Annotated in this window: 29 protein-coding genes and 1 tRNA gene; 16 read left to right on the forward strand and 14 right to left on the reverse strand. The window is 68.0% G+C overall.

Going from position 1 to position 26,058, the window contains the following annotated elements; genetic code table 11:
• Positions 1 to 325 precede the first annotated feature (325 nt).
• The 6 genes from TEF_13990 to TEF_14015 form a co-directional block, all read right to left on the reverse strand.
• Entirely contained in the window at positions 326 to 1,630 is a 1,305-nt protein-coding gene (locus TEF_13990; GenBank protein ID ANK81782.1) for an adenylosuccinate lyase, read from the reverse strand.
• An 89-nt stretch (positions 1,631 to 1,719) separates the two neighbouring features.
• Positions 1,720 to 2,826, reverse strand: a complete 1,107-nt coding sequence (locus tag TEF_13995; GenBank protein ANK83490.1) for a hypothetical protein — start codon at positions 2,824 to 2,826, stop codon at positions 1,720 to 1,722.
• A gap of 211 nt (positions 2,827 to 3,037) precedes the next feature.
• Positions 3,038 to 3,919 carry a hypothetical protein gene (locus TEF_14000; protein ANK83491.1) on the reverse strand — a complete coding sequence of 294 codons (882 nt, stop codon included), beginning with the start codon at positions 3,917 to 3,919 and terminating at the stop codon, positions 3,038 to 3,040.
• Positions 3,919 to 4,341: a hypothetical protein gene (locus TEF_14005; GenBank protein ID ANK81783.1), complete on the reverse strand. Its 423-nt coding sequence runs from the start codon at positions 4,339 to 4,341 to the stop codon at positions 3,919 to 3,921. The genes TEF_14000 and TEF_14005 overlap by 1 nt, the downstream gene beginning before the upstream one ends.
• A 133-nt stretch (positions 4,342 to 4,474) precedes the next feature.
• Positions 4,475 to 4,786 carry a hypothetical protein gene (locus tag TEF_14010; protein ID ANK81784.1) on the reverse strand — a complete coding sequence of 104 codons (312 nt, stop codon included), beginning with the start codon at positions 4,784 to 4,786 and terminating at the stop codon, positions 4,475 to 4,477.
• Positions 4,783 to 5,484: a hypothetical protein gene (locus tag TEF_14015; protein ANK81785.1), complete on the reverse strand. Its 702-nt coding sequence runs from the start codon at positions 5,482 to 5,484 to the stop codon at positions 4,783 to 4,785. Before TEF_14015 ends, TEF_14010 begins: the two co-directional genes overlap by 4 nt.
• Before the next feature lie 149 nt (positions 5,485 to 5,633).
• On the opposite strand from TEF_14015, the gene TEF_14020 reads away from it, so the two are divergent.
• The gene (locus tag TEF_14020) at positions 5,634 to 7,664 is read left to right on the forward strand and encodes a drug:proton antiporter (GenBank protein ANK81786.1); all 2,031 of its coding nucleotides are present in this window, start codon (positions 5,634 to 5,636) and stop codon (positions 7,662 to 7,664) included.
• Here TEF_14020 and TEF_14025 read toward each other — a convergent pair whose 3' ends face one another.
• The gene (locus TEF_14025; GenBank protein ANK81787.1) at positions 7,665 to 8,213 is read right to left on the reverse strand and encodes a hypothetical protein; all 549 of its coding nucleotides are present in this window, start codon (positions 8,211 to 8,213) and stop codon (positions 7,665 to 7,667) included. It abuts the gene before it with no gap.
• Positions 8,214 to 8,290: 77 nt separating this feature from the next.
• Here TEF_14025 and TEF_14030 point away from each other — a divergent pair, with 77 nt between their 5' ends.
• On the forward strand, positions 8,291 to 8,632 hold the full coding sequence (locus tag TEF_14030) for a transcriptional regulator (GenBank protein ANK81788.1): 342 nt from the start codon (positions 8,291 to 8,293) through the stop codon (positions 8,630 to 8,632).
• Positions 8,629 to 9,000 carry a hypothetical protein gene (locus TEF_14035; GenBank protein ANK81789.1) on the forward strand — a complete coding sequence of 124 codons (372 nt, stop codon included), beginning with the start codon at positions 8,629 to 8,631 and terminating at the stop codon, positions 8,998 to 9,000. The genes TEF_14030 and TEF_14035 overlap by 4 nt, the downstream gene beginning before the upstream one ends.
• A 106-nt stretch (positions 9,001 to 9,106) precedes the next feature.
• Here TEF_14035 and TEF_14040 read toward each other — a convergent pair whose 3' ends face one another.
• Positions 9,107 to 9,934: a pyridoxal kinase gene (locus TEF_14040; GenBank protein ANK81790.1), complete on the reverse strand. Its 828-nt coding sequence runs from the start codon at positions 9,932 to 9,934 to the stop codon at positions 9,107 to 9,109.
• 72 nt (positions 9,935 to 10,006) lie between these two features.
• Here TEF_14040 and TEF_14045 point away from each other — a divergent pair, with 72 nt between their 5' ends.
• The gene (locus tag TEF_14045; GenBank protein ID ANK81791.1) at positions 10,007 to 10,885 is read left to right on the forward strand and encodes a malyl-CoA thiolesterase; all 879 of its coding nucleotides are present in this window, start codon (positions 10,007 to 10,009) and stop codon (positions 10,883 to 10,885) included.
• Between the two features lie 9 nt (positions 10,886 to 10,894).
• On the opposite strand, the gene TEF_14050 is transcribed toward TEF_14045, so the two are convergent.
• The 3 genes from TEF_14050 to TEF_14060 form a co-directional block, all read right to left on the reverse strand.
• Complete coding sequence (locus TEF_14050; protein ID ANK81792.1) at positions 10,895 to 12,967, reverse strand: hypothetical protein; 2,073 nt, start codon at positions 12,965 to 12,967, stop codon at positions 10,895 to 10,897.
• 83 nt (positions 12,968 to 13,050) lie between these two features.
• A complete protein-coding gene (locus TEF_14055; protein ANK81793.1) occupies positions 13,051 to 13,602 on the reverse strand; it encodes a hypothetical protein in 552 nt (183 codons plus the stop codon).
• Between the two features lie 21 nt (positions 13,603 to 13,623).
• Positions 13,624 to 14,181, reverse strand: coding sequence for a hypothetical protein (locus tag TEF_14060; protein ID ANK81794.1), 558 nt, complete (start codon positions 14,179 to 14,181; stop codon positions 13,624 to 13,626).
• Positions 14,182 to 14,349: 168 nt separating this feature from the next.
• On the opposite strand from TEF_14060, the gene TEF_14065 reads away from it, so the two are divergent.
• The 5 genes from TEF_14065 (at position 14,350) to TEF_14085 (ending at position 16,700) form a co-directional block, all read left to right on the forward strand.
• Positions 14,350 to 14,589: a hypothetical protein gene (locus tag TEF_14065; protein ANK81795.1), complete on the forward strand. Its 240-nt coding sequence runs from the start codon at positions 14,350 to 14,352 to the stop codon at positions 14,587 to 14,589.
• A 17-nt stretch (positions 14,590 to 14,606) separates the two neighbouring features.
• A complete protein-coding gene (locus tag TEF_14070) occupies positions 14,607 to 15,017 on the forward strand; it encodes a hypothetical protein (protein ANK81796.1) in 411 nt (136 codons plus the stop codon).
• Positions 15,018 to 15,061: 44 nt separating this feature from the next.
• Positions 15,062 to 15,138 (forward strand) — tRNA-Arg (locus tag TEF_14075).
• A 49-nt stretch (positions 15,139 to 15,187) separates the two neighbouring features.
• Positions 15,188 to 16,060, forward strand: coding sequence for a hypothetical protein (locus TEF_14080; protein ANK81797.1), 873 nt, complete (start codon positions 15,188 to 15,190; stop codon positions 16,058 to 16,060).
• Between the two features lie 88 nt (positions 16,061 to 16,148).
• Positions 16,149 to 16,700 carry a hypothetical protein gene (locus tag TEF_14085; GenBank protein ID ANK81798.1) on the forward strand — a complete coding sequence of 184 codons (552 nt, stop codon included), beginning with the start codon at positions 16,149 to 16,151 and terminating at the stop codon, positions 16,698 to 16,700.
• Here TEF_14085 and TEF_14090 read toward each other — a convergent pair.
• A complete protein-coding gene (locus tag TEF_14090) occupies positions 16,678 to 17,514 on the reverse strand; it encodes a taurine dioxygenase (GenBank protein ANK81799.1) in 837 nt (278 codons plus the stop codon). The genes TEF_14085 and TEF_14090 overlap by 23 nt on opposite strands.
• A 134-nt stretch (positions 17,515 to 17,648) precedes the next feature.
• Here TEF_14090 and TEF_14095 point away from each other — a divergent pair, with 134 nt between their 5' ends.
• The 3 genes from TEF_14095 to TEF_14105 all read left to right on the forward strand — a co-directional run bounded on the left by TEF_14095 (position 17,649) and on the right by TEF_14105 (position 18,886).
• The gene (locus TEF_14095) at positions 17,649 to 18,092 is read left to right on the forward strand and encodes a hypothetical protein (GenBank protein ANK81800.1); all 444 of its coding nucleotides are present in this window, start codon (positions 17,649 to 17,651) and stop codon (positions 18,090 to 18,092) included.
• A gap of 72 nt (positions 18,093 to 18,164) precedes the next feature.
• Entirely contained in the window at positions 18,165 to 18,461 is a 297-nt protein-coding gene (locus TEF_14100) for a hypothetical protein (GenBank protein ANK81801.1), read from the forward strand.
• 5 nt (positions 18,462 to 18,466) lie between these two features.
• Positions 18,467 to 18,886 (forward strand): hypothetical protein, encoded by a 420-nt coding sequence (locus TEF_14105; protein ANK81802.1) that lies wholly within the window; start codon positions 18,467 to 18,469, stop codon positions 18,884 to 18,886.
• 9 nt (positions 18,887 to 18,895) lie between these two features.
• Here TEF_14105 and TEF_14110 read toward each other — a convergent pair whose 3' ends face one another.
• Complete coding sequence (locus TEF_14110; protein ID ANK81803.1) at positions 18,896 to 19,360, reverse strand: glutathione S-transferase; 465 nt, start codon at positions 19,358 to 19,360, stop codon at positions 18,896 to 18,898.
• A gap of 43 nt (positions 19,361 to 19,403) precedes the next feature.
• A complete protein-coding gene (locus TEF_14115; GenBank protein ID ANK81804.1) occupies positions 19,404 to 20,393 on the reverse strand; it encodes an AraC family transcriptional regulator in 990 nt (329 codons plus the stop codon).
• A 355-nt stretch (positions 20,394 to 20,748) separates the two neighbouring features.
• Here TEF_14115 and TEF_14120 point away from each other — a divergent pair, with 355 nt between their 5' ends.
• The 4 genes from TEF_14120 to TEF_14135 are packed head-to-tail and all read left to right on the forward strand — an operon-like array spanning position 20,749 to position 26,024.
• Positions 20,749 to 21,999, forward strand: coding sequence for a sarcosine oxidase subunit beta (locus tag TEF_14120; GenBank protein ID ANK81805.1), 1,251 nt, complete (start codon positions 20,749 to 20,751; stop codon positions 21,997 to 21,999).
• A gap of 16 nt (positions 22,000 to 22,015) precedes the next feature.
• Positions 22,016 to 22,387 carry a sarcosine oxidase subunit delta gene (locus TEF_14125; GenBank protein ANK81806.1) on the forward strand — a complete coding sequence of 124 codons (372 nt, stop codon included), beginning with the start codon at positions 22,016 to 22,018 and terminating at the stop codon, positions 22,385 to 22,387.
• Complete coding sequence (locus TEF_14130) at positions 22,384 to 25,404, forward strand: sarcosine oxidase subunit alpha (protein ID ANK81807.1); 3,021 nt, start codon at positions 22,384 to 22,386, stop codon at positions 25,402 to 25,404. Before TEF_14125 ends, TEF_14130 begins: the two co-directional genes overlap by 4 nt.
• A complete protein-coding gene (locus TEF_14135) occupies positions 25,401 to 26,024 on the forward strand; it encodes a hypothetical protein (protein ANK81808.1) in 624 nt (207 codons plus the stop codon). Before TEF_14130 ends, TEF_14135 begins: the two co-directional genes overlap by 4 nt.
• The last annotated feature ends 34 nt before the right edge of the window (positions 26,025 to 26,058 follow it).

Here is a 26,058-nt window from a genome sequence, read left to right on the forward strand (position 1 = left end):
ATGTCAATTCATCTTACAGAACGAGAATAATTGCTGGCTCGCCTCCGGCTACGGTTCGAACCATCTTCTCTTTCGAGAAAACGACGCCCAACCAGAGGAGATCAATGATGTACGACGTCTTCGCCATGTCAATTTTCGAAGCTTCCCGCACCGTTCGTCATCGTGCGGACCATCCGGGCTCGACCCTGCCGCCGCGTGGCGGCGAGACGAGCGCCCGCCCCGGCCGCACCAATGGCGGGCTTCCGGGCCGGCGACCGCGCCGCGATGGCTGATCGAAACCTGTGAATCTGGCTGACGGGTCCGGGCCGGCGGCGCGGCCTGTCAGTCAGCTTTCGCCGAAAACCCGCGCGAAGATCGTGTCGACATGCTTCAGGTGGTATTCGAGGTCGAACATGGCCTCCAGCTTTGCCGCCGAAACGGCCGCCGAGACTTCCGGGTCGGCCTTCAGCAGGGCCAGCAGATCGGCTTTGCCGTCGGCATCCCAGACCTTCATCGCGTTGCGCTGCACCAGGCGATAGGCATCTTCGCGGCTGACCCCGCCCTGTGTCAGGGCCAGCAGCACGCGCTGTGAATGGATCAGTCCCCCGAGACGCTCCAGGTTCGCCTTCATCCGCTCCGGATAGACCACGAGATTTCCGACCACGTTGGCCAGGCGCATCAGCGCGAAGTCGAGGGTAACGGTAACGTCGGGACCGATCATGCGCTCGACCGAGGAATGCGAGATATCGCGTTCGTGCCAGAGCGCCACGTTCTCCATCGCCGGAATGACCTGGGCGCGGACATAGCGCGCGAGACCGGTCAGGTTCTCGGTCAGCACCGGATTGCGCTTGTGCGGCATGGCCGACGAGCCCTTCTGGCCCGGCGAGAAGTATTCCTCGGCCTCCAGCACCTCGGTCCGCTGCAGATGGCGGATCTCGGTCGCCAGCCGCTCCACCGACGAAGCGATGACGCCGAGGGTGGCGAAGAACATGGCGTGGCGGTCGCGCGGGATCACCTGCGTGGAGACGGGCTCGACCGTCAGCCCCAGTTTCTCCGCCACGTGCTCCTCGACCCGCGGATCGATATTGGCGAAGGTGCCCACAGCGCCGGAAATGGCGCAGGTGCCAACGTCCCGGCGGGCCTGGACCAGCCGTTCCCGGTTGCGGGCGAACTCGGCGTAGAAGGTCGCCAGAGTGACGCCGAAGGTCGTCGGCTCGGCATGGATGCCGTGGCTGCGGCCGACCTTGACCGTCATCTTGTGCTCCAGCGCACGCTGCTTCAGTGCGGCGAGCAGCGCGTCGATGTCGGCCAGCAGGATGTCCGCCGCCTGGGTGAGCTGGACCGCCAGGCAGGTGTCGAGCACGTCCGAAGATGTCATGCCCTGGTGGACGAACCGCGCCTCGTCGCCGACATGCTCGGCCAGCGACGTCAGAAACGCGATGACGTCGTGCTTGACCTCGCGTTCGATCTCATCGATGCGCTCGACCTCGAAGCCGCCCCGCTCCCACACCGCCTTCGCGGCTTCCTTCGGTACGATACCGAGCTCGGCCTGGGCGTCGGTCGCGTGGGCCTCAATCTCGAACCAGATTCGGAACTTGTTCTCCGGCGACCAGATGGCGGTCATCTCGGGACGCGAATAGCGGGGGATCATCGGGGGCTCTCCGAATGGTGAGCCGACCGGATATCAGGCTTTCGTGAGGGTCACAATGGACGGATGGCCGCGCCCCGGCCGCGCCGGCGTCAGTCGCGGATGCGCGCGATCGCGGCACGGGCGACGGTCAGAAGCTTGCGCTCCCGGCCCGTGTCGATGGCGATCGAAGCGGTCATGCCGGCGCGCAGGGCGGGGCGGTCCTGGTCCGGATCCAGGCGCAGCTTTACCGGAACACGCTGGACCACCTTCACCCAGTTGCCGGACGCGTTCTGCGGCGGCAGGATCGAGAATTCCGCTCCGGTCGACGGGGCGATGCTGTCGACCACCGCGTGCCAGCTCACGCCCGGATAGGCGTCGAGCTCGATCTCGACCTTCTGACCGACCGTGATGTGGGTGAGCTGCGTTTCCTTCAGATTGGCGACGATCCAGGGTTCGCTGTCGTCGACAATGGCGAAGACCGGCCGGCCTTCCTCGACATATTCGCCGACTTCCAAGTCCATGACGGCGACGACGCCACCGACCGGCGCAATCAGCCGGGTGCGCTCCAGCGCCAGCAGCGCCTCGTCGCGTGCCGCCTCGGCCTTGAGGAACAACGGGTGCTCCTCGACCGGTTTGTCGACATTGCCGCCGATGGCGAGCAGCGCCTGATTCACGCGCTCGCGCTGGGTGGCGACGCGGCGCTCGGCGGCGACCAGTTCGGCCTCGACTTCCTCGAATTTCTGCGAGGGCGCAATGCCCCGCTCGGCCAGGTTCTTGAAGCGCTGATACTGCTTGTTGAGCTGATCGATGCGCGACCGCTCCTCGTCCAGCAGCGCCTGTTCGGCACGGTAGTTGGCCCGGAGCTGCGCGATCTGGCTGCGCACGCGGTTGATCTCCGCCTCGGCCTCCCGGAAGGCAATCTCCCAGTCGCGGCCATCGAGTTCGATCAGCACGTCGCCGGCCCGAACGCGGTCGTTCTGATCCACGTGCACCGCCGCGACGCGGCCGTCGATATCGGCCGAAACAGCGACCTTGGTCGACTTCACATAGGCGTTCTCGGTGGTCACGTAGCGCCCGGACTTGGCGTAGAAATAGCCGCCCACCACCAGCGCGGCCAGCGGCACCGCGAACAGCAGGAAGAAGCGCAGGAAACGCCGACGCCGGCGCGGCTCTTCAGCCGGCGCCGGATCGGCGACGCCATGGTCGCGCGCCTCGATCACCGCGTGATGGTCCCGATTGCCGGAAGGCAGGTTTCTGTGAATGTCAGCCACGTCGAATTCGTTGGGTCAGGCCGTACTTGGCATCATTGCGTGAAACATGACCGGAACATAGCGTCGCCTGACGCTACTCACCAGTAGTCGCGGACACATGACACCCATCGCCTCCGCTCATGGGCCCGAAGGCGGGAGCGAAGCGCAAAGGCGCCGGTCAGCGGGCCGCGCGGACCTCGTTCTCGATCGGCCTGACCGACATGATGTAGTCGGCGATGGCGGCGAGATCCTCGTCGCTGAGGTATTTCAGGCCATCCTCGATGGCTTCTTCCATCGTGCCCTGGACACTGTCGAAATCCGGCAGCATGGCGGTCTTCATCAGCGTCACCAGATCGTTGCGGCTCCAGTCGCCGATGCCGGTCTCGTGCGGCGTGATGTTGGGCGCCAGCTGCCCTTCGGGGCCGTCCGGCGTGCCGGCGAGATACATGTCGTCGTCCAGACCGCCCATGACATTGCGCGGCGTGTGGCACTCGCTGCAATGGGCCAGGGCCTCGACCAGATAGGCGCCGCGGTTCCAGGTGGCGTCCCGCCCGGAATCGGGATCGAAGCGGCCCTCGTCGAAATTCAGCAGCCGCCAGCCGCGCTGCAGGAACCGCCAGGAGAAGGGAAAGCCCACGTCATGTTCGCGGCTGGCCCGCGAAACCGGCTCGAGGGAGAACAGATAGGCCTTGATGGCCAGCGCGTCCTCCCGGCTCATCTTCGTGTAACTGGTATAGGGAAAGACCGGAAAATAGCGCGCGCCGTCCGGGGCGACACCCTCATGCAGGGCGCGCACGAAATCTTCGTCGCTCCAGGCGCCAATGCCGGTCTCCGGATCCGGCGTGATATTGGGGCTGTAGAAGGTGCCGAACGGAGTCTTCAGTGCATGGCCGCCGGCCAGCGGCGCCCCGTCCTTCGCCGTGTGACAGGCGATGCAGCCGCCGGCCCGGACCAGATAGGCGCCCTTCTCCACCAGATCCTGCGCCAGCGCCGACGAGCAGGCGGCCAGGGCCATCGCCCCGGCCGCCCAGCCGATCGTTCGGGCGCGAAGCCCCGTCATCATTCGCCGGGCTTCGGACCGCGATAGGTCTCGTGGCAGCTCTTGCAGGTCTTGCCCGTGGCGCCGAGCGCCGCGAGGGTCTTGCTCCGGTCACCGGTCATGGCCGCATCGACCAGGTTCTCGCTGGCGGCGACCATCTCGTCCATGGACTTCTTGAAGCCTTCCGCATCGCTCCAGATGTTGGCCTTGGCGCGATATTCCATCGATCCCTCGGGGAATTTGGCGTGCAGCCCCTGGGCCAGCATGTTGACCGTCTTGGCGTGGGCGACCGCGTCGCCTTCGCCGTCGCCGATCGCCTTCATGGCGCCGCCGATCGTCTTCATGTCCTTGACCCGCTGATCCGACATGGACCCGTGTGCGCCCGCCCACGCAGCGCCTGCTGCGAACACGACCGCCGCGCCAATCATCAGAACCTTGTGCATTGAACCGTCACTCCCATTGTTTTCCCCGCCTGCCGGCCGATGACCGGCGACGCGCGCATTGTCGTGACCGGCCGCGTGGTTAACAAGGCTTGGGCGGCGAATATTCGTGCATTTCCGCTTCACTCACGCGTGATCAGAGAACCAGTCCGAGATTGGCTCCGGCGATCAGCACCACCAGTCCGGACGCCAGCGCCAGGCCCAGATTGTGGGTGAACCAGAGCAGCGCTGCGGCGGCGGCGAGCGCCACGATCTCGACCGGCCCGGCCCGGACAATGACAGGCGCGATCACGGCCGCGATCGCACAGCCCGGCAACACGTCGAAGAGCCGCCGCAGACGCCCGCCTTCCTTGATGCTGGAACCGAGAAAATACCCGGAAGCCCTTGAAGTAAATACAACAAGAGCGACCATGACGATTGCCAGCCATGCCTCCGTCTCCACGCTCATGCGCGCCCTCCCGGCAGAAGCAGCGTGGATGCCGCGCCCGCGCCGACGGCGGCCAGAAGGGTCAGGCTGGGCGGCGCAAAGGGCGAGACCGCCACCGCCACGACGGCGGAGACGAGCCAGGGCAGACGCGGCCCCACCCTGTCCCGGACCAGCAGGACGATGATCAGGCCGAGAAAGATCACGCCGCCGAAGCCCAACGCCGCGATCGTTGCCGGTCCCAGCAGACCCGGCAGCATGCCCCCCGCCGCGACGCCCGCCATCCAGGCCACGTAGAGGGTAAGCGAACTGCCGCAGAAGAAGGCGGCGAGATCCGGTCGTCCGCGATGACGCATGGCAAGCGCCCAGCTCGCATCGACCAGGGTGAAGATCGCCAGCAAGCGCAGCGACCAGCCGGCCCGCCTGAGATCCCTGGAAAGGCTGAGCCCCATCAGGATGTTGCGCGTGGAAACCAGCGCCGCGGAAATGGCGATCGCGAGGAAGGACAGCGGATGCTCCCAGAGCGGCAGCACCGCGAACTGGGCCGCGCCGGCGAAGGCCGTCGCGCTCATGACGAGGCCTTGCTCCACCGGCATGCCGACCGCCACCGCGGCAGATCCGAAGACCACGCCGAACATCAGGGCGCCGATGGCGAAGCCCAGCGATTCGCGCGCGCCTTCGGCCATGCTGGCGCGCAGCCTCGGCTGCTGGTCGTCGGTCATGATGAACGGGTCCCGGGGGATTGGCGGCGGAGCGGTCGAGAATGGGACCGCGGCGCGGAAAATCAAGCCGCTGTCGCTTTGACGCCCGCCTCGGGGCCGAACGTGGTCTAATCGCCGGACATGAACAAGCGAACGGCGAGGCGCGCGAGATGAGCGAGACGAAGGACGCGCTGGTCGTGTTCATGCCCTCGGGCCGGCGGGGCCGGTTTGCCCACGGCACGCCGTTGCTCGACGCCGCCCGCTCCCTCGGCGTCTATGTCGAAAGCGTCTGCGGCGGACGGGGGCTCTGCGGCCGCTGCCAGGTGACGCCGACCGCCGGGCGTTTCGCCAAGCACAAGATCACCTCCAGCCCGGAAAATCTCAGCGCCGTGGGCGAGGTCGAGGCGCGCTACACCCGGCGCCGTGCACTGCCCGCCGACCGCCGGCTCTCCTGCCAGGCCAGGATCGGGGGCGATCTGGTGGTCGACGTGCCGACGGATTCCGCAGTCAACAAGCAGATCGTGCGCAAGCGCGCGGAGACCCGCCATATCGACCGCGACCCGGCGGTATGTCTGATGTACGTCGAGGTGGCCGAACCCGACATGGCCAATCCCAGCGGCGATCTCGACCGCCTGCAACAGGCGCTGGCGCGCGAATGGATGGTCGAGGGCGCGCGGCTGGACGCGCCGCTGCTGCCGCACCTGCAGAAGGTTCTGCGCACGGGGGGCTGGAAGGTCACCGCGGCGGTCCACGACGACGGCGCGGGACCGGTGATCATCGGTCTCTGGCCGGAACTGCGCCAGCGCGCCTTCGGGCTCGCCGTGGATATCGGCTCCACCACCATCGCCGCGCATCTGGTCGACCTGATGAGCGGCCGTACCGTGGCCTCCGCCGGCACCGCCAACCCGCAGGTGCGCTTCGGCGAGGACCTGATGAGCCGCGTGTCCTACGTGCTGATGAACCCGGACGGCCTGCCGGCGCTGACCGAGGCCGTGCGCGGGGCCGTCTCCGGCCTGATCGACAAGGTCGCGGCAGAGGCGAATGCGGGCCGCGAGGACATCCTGGACGCCACCTTCGTCGGCAACCCGGTGATGCACCACATCTTCCTCGGCCTCGATCCGACCGAGCTCGGCGGCGCGCCCTTCGCGCTGGCCGTCTCGGGTCCCGTCGCCTTGCCCGCGCGGGAGATCGGCGTGGAGATCCACCCCGGCGCGCGCGTCTACGTCCTGCCCTGCATCGCCGGTCATGTCGGCGCAGACGCCGCCGCCGCGACGCTCGCCGAGGCGCCGCATCGGGGCGAAGCGATCACCCTGCTGGTCGATGTCGGCACCAACGCCGAGATCGTCCTCGGCAGCCGCGACCGGCTGCTGGCGGCCTCATCGCCCACCGGGCCGGCCTTCGAAGGCGCGGAGATATCGTGCGGCCAGCGTGCGGCGCCTGGCGCCATCGAGCGCGTCCGCATCGACCCGGAGACGCTGGAGCCGAAGATCAAGGTCATCGGCTGCGACCGCTGGTCCGACGAGCCCGAATTCGCCGTGGAGAGCCCGGCGGTCGGCGTCACCGGCATCTGCGGCTCCGGCATCGTGGAAACGATCGCGGAGATGTTCCTCGCCGGCATCATCGACGAGGACGGCGTGGTCGACGGCGCAATGCTCGAACGCTCCGACCGCGTCATCTCGGACGGCCGCACCTTCAGCTACGTGCTCTGGCGCGAAGGCAGCGTGGCGGTGCGCGTGACCCAGACCGACGTCCGCGCCATCCAGCTCGCCAAGGCCGCGCTCTATGCCGGCGTGCGGCTGCTGATGGATCGCCTCGGCGTGGAAACCGTCGACCGCATCCGGCTGGCCGGCGCCTTCGGCAGCTATATCGACCCGAAATACGCCATGGTGCTGGGACTCATACCCGACTGTGCGCTGGACCAGGTGGCGGCGGTCGGCAACGCCGCCGGCACCGGTGCGCGCATGGCGCTGCTCAACCGCGGCCATCGCCGCGAGGTCGAGAAGCTGGTGCGCGACGTGGAAAAGGTCGAGACCGCGATGGAGCCGAAGTTCCAGGCCCATTTCGTCAATGCCATGGCCTTCCCCAACAAGGCGGAGCCCTTTCCCTGCCTGGCCGAAGCGGTCGCCCTGCCCGCCCGCTCGGGACCGGCGGCTGGCGATCCGCCCCGGCGACGCGGCGGCCGCCGCAGGCGCACCGGCTGATCAGCCGGGGAACCGCGCGGCGAAGTCCTCCGGTTCCAGTTCCGCCGTCTTCGCGACGAAGCTGATCGTGTGGTAGTTGCCGCAGAGCGCCAGGATCTCGAGCTGCTGTTCGGCGCTCCAGGCGGCGCGGAAGGCCTTGCGGCGTTCCGGCGCCGGCGCGCCTTCGCGGCAGATGTCGTCGACCACATCCAGCAACAGCCGCTCCGTCGCGTCCTCCCAGCAATCGGCCGCCCCGCCCTCGCCCGCCGTCGCGCGGATCTGCGCCTCGGTGAACCCAACATGGCTGCCGAATGCTGCAACATGCACGCCCCATTCGTACTCACAGCGCAGATTGGCAGTGACTCGGAGGATGACGATCTCGCGCTGCCGCATCGGCAAGGGGCTCTCCCGGTCCAGCAGGTTCGCCACGCCCTTCCCGAGAAACCGGGTGCTGTTGGCGAAGCTGCGGAACAGCTTCAGGACATAGCCGTCGCGTTGCGGATAGCGGGACAGCAGATCGGCAACCTCGGGCGCATAGGGCCGGGCGACCGGGGCGAGCGGATTGGACATGGCAAGGGCCTTTCGCTACGTTTTCAGTAGCAAATACATATGCTACATTTTTAGTAGCGTCAATCGGAGAACTAACCGTGACCCCAAGACCCGGAACGCCCGTCCGCGGCTCGACCACCGGCCGCCCCGTCATGGCTCTGCTGGACCTGCTGGGCCAGCGTTGGGTGCTGCGCATCCTGTGGGAGCTGCGAAACGGTCCTTTGACCTTCCGGGCGCTGCGCGCCAGTTGCGACGACGTTTCGCCGACAGTGCTCAACGGCCGCCTGAAATCGTTGCGCGAAATGGGGATCGTCCGGCCGGGCGATGACGGCTACGAGATGACCGCGATGGGCGAGGAGCTTGGCCGGCAGCTGCGCGGTCTGTCAGAATGGGCGGAGCGCTGGGCCGAGGCCCTGAACGCGGACGGGAGTACGCCATGAACGAGATCTTCCACAGCCAGGGCGACGCCCTGCCGAAACCCGCCGAAGGCACGCTGGTGCAGCGCACCGCGGGCACGGCCTGGCAGGAAAGCGACACCGAAGGCTTTCTGGTCAAGCCGCTGCACGAGGACCCTGAAGGCGGCCACAGGACCTGGCTGATGAAGGTGGAGCCCGGCGCCTACGCGCCGCTGCACGCGCATCAGGAATACGAGGAGATCTACGTCCTCGAAGGCGAGTTCTACGACGCCGACACGACCTACAGGGCGGGCGATTTCGCCATACGTGCGCCCGGCACGCAGCACATCGCCGGCAGCAAGACCGGCGCGGTGGTCATGCTGGTCTTCTCCCGCGCGCCGAAGGGCGCGTAGCGGGAGCCCCATCTTCGTCATCGCCCGGCTCAGCCGGGCGATCCATGACAGCGGCGCGGGCAATGGGCTGCCCGGACAAGCCGGGCAGCGACGGATTCCAATCGGATCACAACACCTCGATGCCCGGCAATGACGGCGGGTCGGCCAGGGCCGACTGGGCGACCACGAGGGCGAGATCCTCGTCGCCGACAGCCTTCGACCAGGCGACCACCGCATGGACCGCGCCGGCGGCGTGACCCGCCGCTTCCTGCAGCTTCATCCCCTCCAGCCAGCGCGCCATGAACACACCGGCGAACAGGTCGCCCGTGCCGTTGGGCGCGTCCGGCACGGTCGGCATTTCCAACCGCCACGCCCGATCGGATGTCACCACCAGAACGGCCACCCGCCCCGTCTCCGCCGGCGCCGAGGTACAGATGACCGCCCTTGGGCCCTTCGCGATCAACGACCGCGCGGCGGCCAGCGCGTCTTCCGTGCGGCCGATCTCCATCTCCGCCAGCAGGCCCAGCTCGAAGCAGTTTGGCAGCACCACGTCGGCCAGCGGCAGAAGCCGCTCCCGGATCACCGCCTCGACGCCGTCGCGGACATAGACGCCGGTGTCGGCGTCGCCGAGGATCGGGTCGATCACATAGGGGGTCGGGCCATCGCGGCGCAGGGTCTCGACGGTCTCCGCCACTGTCTCGCCGTTCGCCGCCTCCGCCAGATAGCCCGAGAAGACCGCCGAAGGCCGGCCGCGCGCCAGCACGGAACGGACCATCGCAGCCAGGGTATCCGGCGGCACGGCCAGCCCTTCCGGCTTCGCGTGGCCGGGATGGTGGCTCAGGACCACCGTCGGCACGTCCCAGACCTCGTGGCCCAGCCGGCGGAGCGCGAATGCGGTTGCCGAATTGCCCACATGGCCCTTCGCGACCTGGCTGGAGATGGACAGGATCGCCACCCGCGCCCCCTCGTTGCAGAACCGATTCCGGCCTTTATAGTGCCGCCGGCTTCATTGAGGGAGATTTCGAACATGGCTGCCAACGTCCGTCCCCGCCGCTCGGTCCTCTACATGCCGGGCTCCAACGCCCGCGCGCTGGAGAAGGCGAAGTCCATTCCCGCCGATGCGCTGATCCTCGACCTGGAGGACGCGGTATCGCCGGACGCGAAGGCCCAGGCGCGCGAGCAGGTCTGCAAGGCGATCGCCGACGGCGGCTATGGCAAGCGCGAGATGATCATCCGCATCAACGGTCTCGACACGCCCTGGGGCGCCGACGACATGGACGCCGTTTCCAAAGCCGGCCCGGATGCGATTCTGGTGCCGAAGATCAACGACGCGGCGACGGTCGAGAAGCTGGTGGAGGCCATGGACGAGGCCGGCGCGCCGGCGGCCACGGCGCTGTGGTGCATGATGGAGACGCCGATCGGCATCCTGAATGCGAAGGAGATTGCCGCCGCCTCCAGCCGCGTTGCGGTCTGGGTCATGGGCACCAACGACATCGCCAAGGATACCGGCGCGCAGCACACGGCCGACCGCCTGCCGATGATCACCTCGCTGGGTCTGTGCATGCTGGCGGCGCGCGCCTATGGCATCCAGATCCTCGACGGCGTCTACAACGACATCAAGGACGAGGAAGGCTTCAGGGCGATCTGCCGCCAGGGCCTGGAACTCGGCTTCGACGGCAAGACCCTGATCCATCCCTCCCAGGTCGGGCCCTGCAACGAGGTCTTCTCGCCGACCGAGGCGCAGCTGGAGAGCGCGGCGCGCATCGTCGCCGGCTTCGAGGAAGCCCAGCGCGAAGGCAAGGGCGTCGTCACCGTCGACGGCCGCATGATCGAGAACCTGCATGTCGAGCAGGCGAAGAAGCAGCTCGCCATGGCCGAAGCCATCAAGGAGCTGCAGGCGGCCTGACCGGCCGGCCTATTCCGGGGCGCTGTGGCTGGCTTCCAGCTCCAGCGCCTCGGCGGCGGCCCCCGGCCCGTCGCGCTGCGACAGGACCATCAGCTGCAGGATCGGAACCGGCGCGTCCGCCTGTGTCGCGATCTCCAGCGCGCCGCCCTCGCGCAGGAAGGCGGCCACCGCCTCACCGATCCGCGCCGTTCGCGGCGTCCCGAAGGCGAGTCCCATCTGGGTTGCCTGCGCGGCCAGACCTTCGCGCACCTGCGCGGCGGATTCGGGATCGCTGCCCCCCATCATGCGGAAGGCGATCCGCCGCGCGCCGTCGTCGGCCAGCCTGAACCGGAGACCGCTCAGGGCCGCCTGCATCATCTGGGCGTTGCGCTGCGCTTCCGGCTGGTTGCGCATTGCCTCGAAGTCCAGGTCCGACAGGCGCGCCGAGAACCCCGTCTCGGCCAGCCGGTCCGCCGACAGCCCGAGCCGGCGCAGGTCGATGACGCCGCCGGCGAGATCGATTCCCAGGTCGAAGTCCATGTTCAGGTCGAGGCGTTCGAAGCCCTCGGACCTCAGCGTCTCGATCAGGGGCCGGTAGCCGGGCCGCACCGTCGCCACGTCTTCCAGCCCGACCGTCATGCCGTCGACGGCGAAGGCGAATTCCACGCGGCCCTCGGCGTCGGCGCGAAAGGCAGACTGCTCGTAGCGGGCCACGGTGACCTCGCCGCCGTTGGCCAACTGGATCCGCTGGTCCTCGACCAGCCAGCGGCCCAGGTCGAAAGGCGGCACCGCCTCCGCAATACTCGTCTCGCGGTAGTAGCCGCCCGCCGCGTCCAGCTTTTCAAGCGTGACCGGATCGCCCAGCACCCGGCGCAGATAGGCGGGCAAGTCGCTCAGATCGAGTCCCGAGACCACCGACCGCGCGACCGTGGAGCGGTTGCCGAACCGGTCCACCTGCGTCTGATCGACCATTTCCGCGCTCTCCAGCGTCAGGCCGTGGACCTGACTGATCTCGATCCGGCCGATGCTCTGGCGCTGCAGGTCGCCCAGATCCACCAGCACGCCACGCATGACCGCCCGTTCCATTCCTGTCTCCAGGCGGACGGCGCGCTCGAGGACAGTCACCGCCAGCTCGACCAGCGCCGCCAGCGCCTCCCTGTCGCGCGGCGCATCCTCCTGCGGCGCGGCGCGGATCATGGCCGGATAGAGCGCCAACGACATCGGATCGAAACGGCCGCCGGCAATCTCGTAGCTCTCGTAGCCGACCTGGCCCTTCAGCGGCGCCTCGGCTTCGGCGCCGGCGCCTTCGCCGGCTGCCGCGGGCGGCAGGTCGTAATCGACCAGGAAGCCCTCGTGCACCACTTCGGCGAAGCTGACCACGCCCTCCGCGCCATATGCGATATCGCCGACCGCGAGGCGGCCCGAGATCACCGAGGCGTCGACCGACCGCTCCCAGTCCGGGTGCCGCGCCAGAAGGCGCATTTCCAGAGACCCGGTCTCGGCGCGCGCGACGCCCCCGGCCGCCGCGCCCTCGATCATCACGGACTTGAGCCTGCCCGTGGCCTTGAAACCCTCGCTCGTCAGATCGAGCGCCAGGTCCTTCTGCACGAATCCGGCGACCTCCAGCCCGGCCGCGTTTACCAGCACAGGCGGCGCGAGACGCGCCGCGGACACGCGCTCCAGCGCGCCGGCTCCGCCCGTCAGAACGACAACGCCGTCGCTCGCCCGGGCGACGCTGAGCCGCTGCCAGGACAGGCGCTCGACAAGGGGCTGTTCCGCCGATCCATTGCCGGCCAGCGCGGCATCCAGGGCGCCCAGGTCATAGTCCCGGATCTCGACGTCCTCGAAGGTCACCAGCAGCGGCGCCGACCGCCCGCCCGGCAAGGGCAGATCAAGACGGTCGGTGAACCGCGCCAGCGTCGCCCGGTCGTCCCAGTAGTCGACGCGCGCATCCGCATGGCTTACCCGGTTGTCCCCCCGCCCGGCGGCATAGGAATCCAGCGCGGAACGGAACTGCTCCTCGGCATAGAGGGGCAGGCCGAACCAGACGCCGGCGGCCGCGACCGCGGCGACGATGACGCCGAGTACCAGAAAGCGTTTCATGAGGGGGGTCCAGACGAGGCGGTTGGCGACGCGGCCATTGTCGTCACCGGTCCCGCCGACGCAAGCCTCGGGCGGGTCGAAGTTCAGCCGCGCTCCGCCGCCGCCTGCTTGCGCGCCCGCTGCGCATCCTCCTGGGCCAGCCGCTGGCGCAGGCGGGCGTCCGGATCGGGGAACCTGTTGACCAGCTGCCGCAGGCTGTCGAGCAGCACCGCCAGATCCTCCGCCACCATGCCCGGCGAATGGCAGACCATGCGCAGCGCATCGAAATGGATCGTCAGCGGACCGGGTTCGTATGCCCGCGCTTCGCCCATGCGGAATATCAGCTCGCAGAAATTGTCGGCAACGTCGGTGAGATCCTGACGGCCGAAGGTGCCGGCGAGATCCCGGATCGACTGCGCTCGGGCGTAGACTGCCCGGTAGCGTTCGCCGGCGAAGCCGCCCTGTTCGTGGACCTGCCGCATCAGGTCGGCCAGCGAAGCGAGGTCGTCGGCCAGCCAGGCTTCGAAATCCTCACGCAGATTCTCGACCGCAGAGGCGCCGCGCCGCAGCGCCTCGGCACGGCCGATGCGCGGCTTCTGACGCGCGAGCTGCGAGAAGCGCGTCGGCAGGTGCTCGACAATGGCGTCATCGGTCACTGCAGGGTTCCTTTGCCATGTTCAGCCGGCCGACGCGCGGGCGGGTTCGACCGCGGCCTCGCCGGCCTCGCCGTCGATCGGGTCATCGTCCTTGCGGCGCGCGGGGCGATTCTCGCTCACCTCGTCGCGGAAACGCCGGCTGGGACCGTTGTAGCCGCTGGAGCTGACGAACGGCCGGGGCCTGTGCGCCACCCAGGCGAGACGGTCGTAGAGGGACGTGACGCTGTGCGGCTTGACCAGCACCATGTTGGCGCCGCAGTCGCGGGCGGCCTGAACGTCGCGCAGGCGCGTATGGCTGCAGGTGATCAGCACCGGAATGCTGCGCGCGAGATTGGTGCGGTCCGCCCTGAGTTCGCTGATGAACGCCGCGCCCTTGCCCTCGCTCAGCCGGTAATCGCAGATCATCAGGTCGACGCACTCGCCACCCAGCACTTCCCGGGCGGCCTCCACCGTCGTCACGGCGATGACGTTCCTGGCGCCCAGCGCGTGCAGCATCTCGCCGACGATGCGGCGCGATCCGTCGTGGGGATCGGCCACGAGGATGGTGACGTGCTCGAGATTGACTTCCAGATGCGCCATGCAATGGCCGCCGCAATTTCCGAACGATTGTTCACGAATGGTCGCGGAACCCTAGTCCGCGACGGTAAACAGCTCGTTAGCGCCGGGTTCAAAAGCCGGATGGCCGTCACCATGTCGCAGGCGGGTCCGGCGCGCGCCGGACCCGCTGAGGGAACAAGGAGCAAACAAATGAACAAGAAGCTCGATGAAGCCATGAAGGAGCCGGGCGCGGTCTATGACGCGCCGGCCGACGTGCTCGCCGACGGCGACCTGAACGACGACGAGAAGCGCCGGGTGCTGGAGAACTGGCTGGACGAGGCCGAACAGCTCTCCTCGGCCGTGGCCGAGAACATGGGCGGCGGCGAGAAGGCCCATGTCGGCGCCGTCACCGAGGCGCTGAAGAAGCTCAAATACGGCCCCGGCGCCTGACCGCGCGGCCCGGTTCCATGTCACGCCAGGGCCCGGCGCTGACCGTCGACTGCGTCGTCTTCGACGCCGAAGGGCGGCTGCTTCTCATCCGCCGCGGCAAGCCGCCGTTCGAAGGCATGCACGCCCTGCCCGGCGGCTTCGTCGACCTGGGCGAGCGCGTCGAGGACGCGGCCGCCCGCGAACTGGCCGAGGAGACCGGCATCCAGGCCCGGCCGGAGCGGCTGATCGGGGTCTATTCGGACCCCGGGCGCGATCCGCGCGGTCACGTGGTTTCCGTCGCCTTCCTCTTCCGGCTGCCGCCGAGCGCACCGGAACCCGCAGGCGGCGACGACGCCGCCTTCGCCGCCTTCCACGCCGACTGGCGGAAACTCGACCTCGCCTTCGACCACGCGCAGATCCTCGACGACGCGCTGAAAGCGCCTTCCTGAAGCTTGGGAATCCGCCGCGGGGCTGATATATCGTCGGCCCCAGCGGCCCCTTAGCTCAGCCGGATAGAGCGACAGATTCCTAATCTGTAGGTCGCAGGTTCGAGTCCTGCAGGGGTCGCCAGCGCGCCTCCCGCCGCTATGATGCGCCGGCGCAACCTGGGGAGGACGCCATGACCGACGACCTGATCGTCACGCCCGAATTCGTCGAAGCCAACCTGGACCGGATCCGCGTCATCGACTGCTCGGTCTGGTTCGAGACGAAACCCGTCGGCGCATCCACCATTCATGGCGGGCGCGATCACTGGCTCCAAGGCCACATTCCGGGCGGCGCCTATCTGCACATGGTCGACGACCTCTCTGACGCGGCGGGCGCCTACCCCTTCGCCATCGCGCCGCAGGACCGGATCGACCGCGTTCTCTCGGAAATCGGGATCGAACGCGGCGACACGGTGGTGCTCTACGGCGCCGGCACGCCGGTCGCGGTGACGCGGGCCTGGTGGGTGCTGACGGTCTCCGGGCTGGACGACGTCCGCATCATGGACGGCGGCTGGCAGCGCTGGATCGCCGAGGGCCGGCCGGTCGCCACGGGCGAGGAGCGCTTCACGCCCTCCCGATTCCGGGGCGCGCGCGACGAGGCGGCGGTCGCCGGCCGGGCGGATGTCCGGCAGGCCATGGAGACCGGCGACGCCCTGCTGCTCAATGCCCTCTCACGACCGCAATTCGAGGGCACGGGCGGCACCCATTACGGCCGGCCCGGCCGCATCCCCGGCAGCGTCAGCCTGCCCGCCAACGAACTGCTGGACCCGGCGACGGGGGCCTTCGCCAGCCCGGAGCGGATGCGCGAACTGCTGGGCGGCATCGACCCGGACCGGCCCGTGATCACCTATTGCGGCGGCGGCATCGCGGCGGCGGCGGCGCTGTTCGCGCTGCGCGTGGCGGGACACGGCAATCTCCGTCTGTATGACGATTCCCTGCTGGAATGGTCCGCCGACCCCGACCTTCCGATGGAGACCGGTGCGGCCGGCGACCCGGCGGCGGAATAGGCGGCATCCGCCTCGTCTTCTTGCATTCCGGCGGGCGCTGGGCGAGGAAGAGTGTGAACGACGCAAAATCAGGCGGAGAAACGCGCTCATGTCCGCGCAGTTCCGGGCCCGCCTACAGGATCCGATCCTGGAGCGGCTCTATGACTACTGGTCCGGAAAGCGCTCGGCGGAGCAGCGGCCGGGCCGCCGCGACATCGATCCCGTCGAGATGCGCGACCTCCTGCGCTATGTGGTTCTGGCGGACCTGATCGACGGAGAACGCATCCGCTTCCGGCTGGTGGGCACCAACATGGTCGACCGCTGGGGCAGCGACTTCACGGGCCGCCACCTCGACGAGATCATGTTCGGCGACTACCGGAGGTATCTGGAACAGCTGTTCCTCGAGACCGCGCGGGATGCCCTGCCGATCTTCTCGACCGGCCGTTTCCGCTGGGACGTCGGCCGGGCGGCCGAGACCAGGCGGCTGTTCCTGCCGCTGGCGAGCGATGGCCGGACCGTCGACAAGATCCTGGTCGGTCAGACCTTCACCGACGAAATCGCGCCGCCCGATTCCCTGAAGATCTCCGAGGCCCGGCCGGAGGAGGGCGAAACCTTCCGCGCCCGCGACGACGGCGACGCTATCGCGGCCGGTCGCCCTTGAGGGTGATCCGGTGCATCAGACGCCGGAAGCCGTGATAGTCGTTGATCGGGTTGTGCATCGCGCAGCGGTTGTCCCAGAAGGCGATGGTGCCCGGCTGCCAGACCAGGCGGCAGGTGAACTCCGGCTTGACCTGATGTTGATGCAGGTACTGCAGGATCGGCTGGCTCTCGGCTTCGGTCATGCCGTCGAAACGCACGGTGTGGGCGGTGTTGACGTAGAGCGCCTTGCGCCCTGTTTCCGGATGCGTCCGCACCGCCGGATGATGCGAGAGATATTCCTTGCCGGCTTCCGCCGTGCCCGACGTGCCGATCCGGTCCTCCCGGGTCTTGGAGACGTCGGCCCGGGCCGACGAGTGCACCGCGACCAGCCCGTCGAGGATGTCCCTGAACCGTTCCGACAACGCCTCGTAGGCGAGATACTGGTTGGCGAACAGCGTGTCGCCGCCATAGGGCGGAATCTCCCGGGCGAGCAGCATCGAGGCCATCGGCGGCTCTTCGAGATAGACCGTGTCGGAATGCCAGACGCCGCCGAAATTGGTCTTCTCGTGCGCCAGCTTCATCACCTCGATGATCTCGGGGTGATCGTCCAGGCCCTTCACGAAGGGATAGCGGTCGGCTTCCCCGAAGGCCTTCGCGAAGCGCAGGAACTGCTCGGCGGTAAGGTCCTGGTCGCGGAAGAAGATGACCAGATTGTCGAGCCACGCCTGACGGATGGCGCGTGTCGTCGCCTCGTCCAGCGGTTCCCTGAGGTCGACGCCGGTGATCTCCGCGCCGAGCGCGCCGGCGACCCGGCGAACATCCAGATTGGCGATCATCGACGCGGCCTCCGGATGACGGTTTTCGAAACAAGTGGCATCGAACCCTCCCCTAAATGTCCGATGGCTGGATAATAGGGGCCGCTAGGGGAGGACGCCAAGCAATGCCAGTGAGCCAAATCGTCATCCGTCCCATGCGCGACGAGGACGTCCCGGTGGTGCATGCGATTCACGAACGCGCGGTCTCGATGACCTGCGCGCCGTTATTGCCCGAGGCGGTGGTCGCGGCCTGGCTCAGGGACCGCACGCCGGAGGGATATCTGCGCGCTCGCGACGAGCGCGGCGAGCGGTTCTGGATAGCGGAACACAGAGGTTTGCGGGCCGGCTTCGCGAGCTGGCGCGGCGAATGGCTGATGGCGCTCTTCGTCGATCCCGACCATCAGGGCAATGGCATCGGGCGCCTGCTGCTCGACGCCTGCGACCGGGACGCGGCGGATGGCGGCGGGAAGATCGCACGGCTCGATTCCACCCTGAACGCCCGGGACTTCTACGAACGCCTGGGCTTTCGCGTCACCGGCGAAGGCTACGAGGAGAAGTTCGGCGAACGCGTGCCGCATCTGGAAATGCTGCGCCTGTGAAGCATGGGAAGATTTCGGTCCGGGGGCCGATTCGGGCTATACGGTGCCAGGGGCTGCAAAGCGGAGAACGGCATGACGAGCGATACCGACGTGACCGACGCACAGATTGCGGGGCTGCTGCTGGCAGTGGCGGCGCTGATGGGCGAGATCCGCCGTAAGGGCGTCCTGGATGGCGGCGAGATCGACGGCGCGCTGCAGCGCCTGGCCGACGACATCGGCGGCTCGAAGCTGGCGCAGGCCACGCCCGAGGATCCGATGATCCGCGCGACGCTGGCGCCGCTGGAGCAATTGCGCCGCATGAATACCCTGTTCAACGAGGAATCGGGCCGGTTTCCCGGCTGGATCTCGAAAGGTGATGAGGACGCGTAGAGACCATGGCGTTGATCGGCTTCACTGCGGCCTGGTTCGTCGCCGGCGTCATCGGCACGCTGCTGGGCCACCAGATACTGCTCACCCTTCTGCACGGCATCGGCTTCGCGCCCTTCGCGCCGTGGCAGATGCAGCCGGTCCAGCCTTTGGGCGTCCCGCAACTCGTCTCGACCGCCTTCTGGGGCGGTGTCTGGGGCATTGTCCTGGGGTTGGTTTCGCCGCTGTTCGGCAAGGGCCTGCGCTACTGGCTGCTGACCGCCCTGTTCGGCGCGGTGGCGCCGACGCTGGTCGCAGTGGCCGTCGTCCTGCCGCTCAAGGACATGCAGCCATCCGGCGATCCCGTCGCGGGGCTGGTCACCGGTCTCGCCGTCAACGCCGCATGGGCCCTGGTCACGGTGGTCTCGCGCCGTGTCTTCCGGCGATAGATCGCCGCCTCAGATTCCCAGCGCCGCCAGCAGGGCGCTGACGGTCATGTAGATCAGGATCAGCGAGCCGACCGTCCAGAGCGTCGCCCGCATGTCATGGGTCTGCGCCGTCAGATAGGCCGCGAAATGCAGCAGCCTGGAGACGACATAGCCATAGAGCAGGAGCTGGGCGAGCAGCAGCGGCGGTCCGCTGAGCACATAGAGGAACCCCGCCGCCAGGAAGAAGGGAAGGTTTTCCAGGTCGTTCTGATGGATCCGCCGGATGCGCTCGACCCGCTCGTCGGGCTCGATCTGCTTCGGATCCGGATCGGGATTGAGCGGGGTCTTCCTGATGTCTTCAGGCGCGCGGAAACCGCCCTTGACCTGCATCATCCGCGCGACAGTCAGCCAGGACATGGCCACCGCCTTCAGGATCATCAGTGCCGCGGCGACAGCGTACGTCGCGAATACCGGGTTCTGGAGACTGAGTTCCATGGCAATACCCCCCTTGCGCCCGCGCACCGAGCCGGCGTCAGACTCAGAGATAGGCCTCGGCCTGCGCCCGCTCCATCTGCGGCGAGCGCCCGTACATCTCCCGATAGCACTTGGAGAAGTGCGACGCCGAGACGAAGCCGCAGGCGATGGCGACGTCCACGATCGGCATGTTCGACTGCAGCAGCAGGTGCCGCGCCCGGTCGATGCGGATTTCCAGATAGTAGCGCGCAGGCGAGCGGCCGAGATGGCGGCGGAACAGACGTTCGACCTGCCGCCGGGACAGGCCGACATATTCCGAAATCTCCGCCAGCGACAGCGGCTCGGAGACGTTCGCCTCCATCAGTTCGATGATCAGCAGCAGCTTGGCGTGATGCAGGCCGAGCCGCGCCTGCAGCGGCAGACGCTGGCGGTCGCGCTGGTTCCGGATGCGGTCGATCAGGCAGTATTCGCAGACCTTGGTCATGACCGACTGACCGAAATGCTCTTCGATCACGTGCAGCATCATGTCGAGCGCGGCAGTGCCGCCGGCGCAGGTGTAGATGCCATCGTCGATCTCGCAGAGGTCGGCGTGCACCTCCGCCATGGGAAATTTCTCGGCGAAGGCCGGCAGCGTCTCCCAGTGGATCGAGCAGCGCTTTCCCTCGAGCAGATCCGCCTGAGCGAGCAGCCAGGCGCCGGTGCACAGACCCCCCACGGCGATGCCGCGCCGGTGCATGGATCTGAGCCACCCCTCGAACTGCGCGTTGCGGAAGTTCTCCACCTTCACGCCGGAGCAGACCAGAACCATCTCGGGCTTCATGTCGTCCAGCATGCGGTGCCGGGCCTGGTCCAGGGACAGATCAACGCCCACCGCGAGACCGTTCGACGCCTTCACGGGCTCCCCGTCCGCCGAAACCACGGTCCACTCATAGGCGGTCTTGCCCAGGGTGCGGTTGGTCAGCCTCAGCGGCTCGAGCGCCGAGGCGAAGGCGATCATCGAGAAGTTGGGGACCAGGAAAAAGACGATCCGGTGGGGGATTATCGACTGGTCCATTCGGGCGACTCGCGTCCTACCGTCGGCCATGCGCGGCTGAGATATGGTTTTACCGTCAAGGGCCTAGAACCGCATACCGCGCCCTCGGATTCGGGGCATCTTGCTCAGAATTCAAGGCGGCGTCTCCCCATTTTTTTCAGCCATGTGACAAAACCATATCGACCGTCACTTCAGGGCCGCGCGAAGGGCCGGTGTCGCGGCTGGAAAAGACGGCGTCGCGGCGCGCGCTCCCGCCGCGCGGCCGTTCCGCGAAACTCCGCGACTTCCGGGGTCCGCGGGGCCGCGGCCGGCCCTTGCGCGAACCGTCCGAACCGGTTTCGCTGGGACAAGGTCAAACGCGTTCGGGGGGCGCCGCATGAAACGCTATTCTGCCCTGGAGCTGCTGCGCGAGGGCCTGCGCGGCCATACCGGCTGGCGGAAGGTCTGGCGTCATCCGGAACCGAAGCCGTCCTATGACGCCGTCATAATCGGCGGCGGCGGGCACGGCCTGGCGACCGCCTACTATCTGGCCAGAGAGCATGGCATGACGAACATCGCCGTGATCGAGAAGGGCTGGATCGGCGGCGGCAACGCCGGGCGCAACACCACGATCATCCGCTCCAACTATCTCTTCGACGAGAGCGCGGCGCTCTACAACCACGCCTTCGGGCTGTGGAAGACGCTTGGGCGGGAGCTGAACTTCAACATCATGATGAGCCATCGCGGCGTTCTGAACCTCGCCCATGACGATGGCGAGATGCGGCAGCTCAAGCGCCGCGTCGAGTCCAACCGGCTGAACGGCGTCGAGGCCGAATGGCTGGACGCGAAGGAGGTCAAGGGCTTCTGCCCGGCGATCAACATCTCCCCCGACATCCGCTATCCGGTGCTCGGCGCGACCCTGCAGCGATCGGGCGGCGTCAATCGTCATGACGCCGTGGTCTGGGGCTATGCCCGCGCCGCGGACGCCATGGGCGTGGACATCATCCAGCAGACCGAGGTCACGAACATCCTGACCGAGAACGGCGAAGTCACGGGCGTGGAGACCACGCGCGGGACCATCCGCACGCCCAGGGTCGCGTCCGTCACCGCCGGCCATACCTCGGTGATCGCGAAGATGGTCGATCTGAGACTGCCGATCGAGAGCCACCCCTTGCAGGCGCTCGTTTCGGAGCCCATCAAGCCGGTACTCGACTGCGTGGTGATGTCCAACGCGGTCCATGTCTACTGCAGCCAGTCCGACAAGGGCGAACTGGTCATCGGCGCCGGCATCGACGCCCAGCTCTCCTACACCCAGCGCGGCAACCTCGACATCATCGAGCACCAGATGGCCTCGCTGATGGAGCTGTTTCCGATGTTCTCGCGGCTCAGGATGATGCGGCAGTGGGGCGGCATCGTCGACGTCTGTCCGGACGCCAGCCCGATCATCTCGAAAACGCCGGTGAAGGGCTTCTACGTCAATGGCGGATGGGGCACCGGCGGCTGGAAGGCGACCCCGGGCTCGGGTCACGTCTTCGCCGACCTGATCGCCCGCGACGAACCCAACGCCATCGCCGCGCCTTTCGCCGTCGAGCGTTTCGTCACCGGCGCGCTTGTCGCCGAGCACGGCGCCGCCGCCGTGGCGCACTGAGGGAGCCCGACCGCCCATGTTCGTGATCGATTGCCCCCATTGCGGCCCGCGAGACCAGGCGGAATTCGCCTATGCCGGCGAGGCCCATATCGCGCGCCCCGCCAACGCTGACGAACTCACCGACGCGGAATGGGCCGGCTACGTCTTCATGCGCAGGAACGATAAGGGGCTCTACGCCGAGCGCTGGTGGCACGCGGCCGGATGCCGGAAGTTCTTCAACATGTTGCGCAATACTGCGACCGACCAGATCCACGCCGTCTATCGCATTGGAGAACGGCCGCCCGAGGTGAGGGCCGACCTGCCGCGGACGCCCTCGGGGGAATCCTCGATCGGCTCCGGCAACGACGCGGTGAAGCTGGTGCGCGGAACAGAGGCTGAAGACGCATGAGCCAGTCGCACCGCATCGAGGGACGCGGCCTGATCGACCGCGCCCGCCATGTCAGCTTCCGCTTCGCCGGGCGGGACTATTTGGGCCATCAGGGCGACACCATGGCCTCCGCGCTGCTCGCCAATGGCGAGATCATGGTCGCCCGCAGCTTCAAGTATCACCGCCCGCGCGGCATCGTCGCCGCCGGCGTCGAGGACCCGGCAGCCATGGTCCAGCTCGGCGGGGGCGCGGCGACCGATCCGAATGTCCTGGTCACCGATCAGGAAATTCACGACGGCCTGGTCGCCGAGGCGCAGAACGCCTGGCCCAGCCTGAAATACGACATCGGCGCCGCCAACGACGCGCTCAGCCGCTTCTTCCCGGCCGGATTCTACTACAAGACCTTCATGGGCGGGCCTGGCTGGATGCGCTTCGAGCCCTTCATCCGGCGCGCCGCGGGCCTGGGCCGGGCGCCGGAAGGACCCGATCCGGACCGCTACGAGGCGGTGAACCGCCATTGCGACGTGCTGATAGCGGGCGCGGGGCCGGCGGGCCTGATGGCGGCGCTTTCGGCCGCCCGCTCCGGCGCGCGGGTGATACTGGCCGAAGGCACACCGCATGCCGGGGGCAGCCTGCTGTCGGCGGCGCCGGAGAGCGTCGCCCTCGACGGCCAGCCCGTGTCTCAATGGCTGTCGGCGGTCCTGGAGGAGCTTCGCAGTCACCCGGAAGTGACCATCCTCACGCGGACCACGGCCTTCGGCTATTACGCACAGAATTTTGTCGGCCTGCTCGAGAAGGTGCAGGACCACCTGCCCCGCCGCGAACGGGACGGCCGCCTGCCCCGTCAGCGGGTCTGGCGGGTGCGGGCGAAACAGGTCGTGCTGGCCACCGGCGCGCTGGAGCGCCCGCTGGTGTTCCACGAGAACGACCGCCCCGGAATCATGCTGGCCGGTGCGGCGCGGACCTTTCTCAACCGCTACGGCGTCATTGCGGGAAAGCGCGTTCTGATCTTCGCCAACAACGACACGGCCTGGCAGACCGCCTTCGACCTGCACGACGCCGGCGCGGAGATCGCCGGGATCGTCGACCTCCGGCGAGATCTCGACGAGCGGCTGGCGCTGGGCGCGCTGAAAAAGGGCATCGCCGTCCATCCCTCGACCGCCGTGGTCGGGACGACGGGCCGCCATCGTGTCAACGCCGCGTGCCTTGCGGGACTCGACGGCCAGCAGCGGATACGTGGTTCCGTCTCCCGCATCGACTGCGACCTGATTGCGGTCTCCGGCGGCTGGAACCCCAATGTGGCGCTCTTCGCCCAGTCGCGCGGCCAGCTCCGCTGGGACGAGACGCTGACGTCCTTCCGGCCGGGCCGGTCCTGGCAGGCGGAACGCTCCGCCGGGGCCTGCAACGGCGTCTTCGACCTTGCCGAGGCGATGGCGGAGGGCGCCCGCGCCGGCGTCGATGCGGCCCGCGCATCCGGCTTCACCGTGCGTCCGAAGAAGCAGCCGGAGGTGGAAACTACCAACGTCCAGAGCCTGAATGTCAGGGCGTTCTGGGAAGTGCCGGGATTGAAGTCGGGCGTGAAGGCCAAGGCCTTCGTCGACCTGCAGGACGACGTGAAGACCTCCGATCTGAAGCTCGCCATTGCCGAAGGCTATGACAGCGTCGAGCATGCCAAGCGCTACACCACCCAGGGCATGGGCACCGACCAGGGCAAGATCTCCAACGTCAACGCTTTCGGGATCATGGCCGAGGCGCGCGGCATCTCCATCCCGGAGGTCGGCACCACCACCTTCCGCCAGCCCTATCGGCCGGTGACGATCGGCGCGCTGGCGGGCCAGCATGTCGGCCCGCATTTCGTGCCGCGGCGGACCACGGCGATGCACGACTGGCACGTGAAACGCAAGGCGGTCTTCGAGCCGGTCGGCGACTGGCTGCGCGCCCGCGCCTACCCGAAGACGGGCGAGAGCTTCCACGACGCCGTGCAGCGGGAGGCGCTGGCCGCACGGACCACGGCCGGCATGCTCGACGCCTCGACGCTGGGCAAGATCGATATCAAGGGACCGGACGCCCGGACCTTCCTCAACCGCGTCTACACCAACGCCTGGAAGAAGCTGCCGGTGGGCGCGTGCCGCTACGGCCTGATGCTGGGCGAGGACGGCATGATCGTCGATGACGGCGTCACCGCCTGCCTGGCCGACGATCATTTCCACATGACGACGACCACGGGCGGCGCGGCCGGCGTGCTGCGCACGCTGGAGGACTATCTGCAGACCGAGTGGCCGGACCTCAAGGTCTGGCTGACCACGACCACGGAGCAATGGGCGGTCTGCGCCGTCTGCGGCCCGAACGCGAAGAAGATCGTCGAGCAGGTGGTCGACGGCGTCAACCTCGATCCGGAGACCTTCCCCTTCATGACGTGGCGCGAAGGCAGCGCGGGCAGCGTGCCGGTCCGGGTCTTCCGCATCTCCTTCTCGGGCGAGTTATCCTACGAGATCAACATTCCGGCGACCTACGGCCTCTGGCTGTGGGAGCGGCTGATCGAAGCCGGCGAGCCGCACGGCCTCGTGCCCTACGGCACCGAGACGATGCACCTGCTGCGCGCCGAAAAGGGCTTCATCATCGTCGGCCAGGAGACCGACGGCACCAACACGCCGCAGGACCTCGCCATGCCCTGGGCGATCGCCTGGAAGAAGGGCGACTTCATCGGCAAGCGCTCGCTCAGCCGGCCGGACACAGCGCGCGACGACCGCCGGCAGCTCGTCGGTCTGTTCACGGACGACCCGGCCTTCGTCGCCATGGAGGGCTCCCAGATCATCGAGACGCCGGAGGAACCCAAGGCCCGGCCCATTCCGATGATCGGCCATGTCACCTCGAGCTACATGAGCCCCAACCTGAAACGCTCGATCGCCCTCGCCGTGGTCAGGGCCGGTTCGCGGCGCATGGGAGAGACTGTCTATATCTCCCGCGATGGCGACAGACCCATGCCGGCGAGGATTGTCGGGCACGACTTCCTGGCGGCGAAGGAGAGCAGCCAATGAACGCGCCGGTCCGCCGCTCCCCCCTCGCCCATCGCGAACCGCTCGACGCCGCCGACGAACTGCTCCGTCTGCGGGAGCGGCCCTTCGAGGCGAAGCTGATCCTCCGCGCCCACGCCGGCGACGCCGAACTGGCGTTGAGAGCAGTGGCCGGCCTCGATGCGCCCGGCAACTGCCGTTTCCTCGATGCCGACGGAATCACCGCCGCCTGGCTGTCGCCGGACGAGTTTCTGGTTCTCGGCGGGGAGGGCAAGGAACACGAGCTGGCGGAAAGTCTCGCGTCAGCGCTCGACTGGCGGCATCACCAGGTGGCGAACGTCACCGACTACTACACGACGCTGGAGTTCGCCGGGCCGAAGGCGCGCGAGGCGCTGATGAAGCTGACGACCCTGGACATGCACGCCCGCAGCTTCGTTCAGGGCGACGCCCGGGGCACCGTTTTCGGGCACTGCAACGCCTGGATCCTGCAGCGCAGAGATGACGGCGCGGCGGGCGGGCCGTCCTTCGATCTGATCGTGCGCTGGTCGCACGCGGACTACCTGTTCTGCGCCCTGGCCCATGCGGGCCGCGAATGGGGCATGCCGGAGGCAACGCCGCGCGGTGGCGAAAACCTGCTGGCCTGACAGTCCGAGTTGCGCGAACCCCGGCCGGGCGGCA

The sequence above is a fragment of the Rhizobiales bacterium NRL2 genome (assembly GCA_001664005.1).
Lineage (GTDB): Bacteria > Pseudomonadota > Alphaproteobacteria > Minwuiales > Minwuiaceae > Minwuia.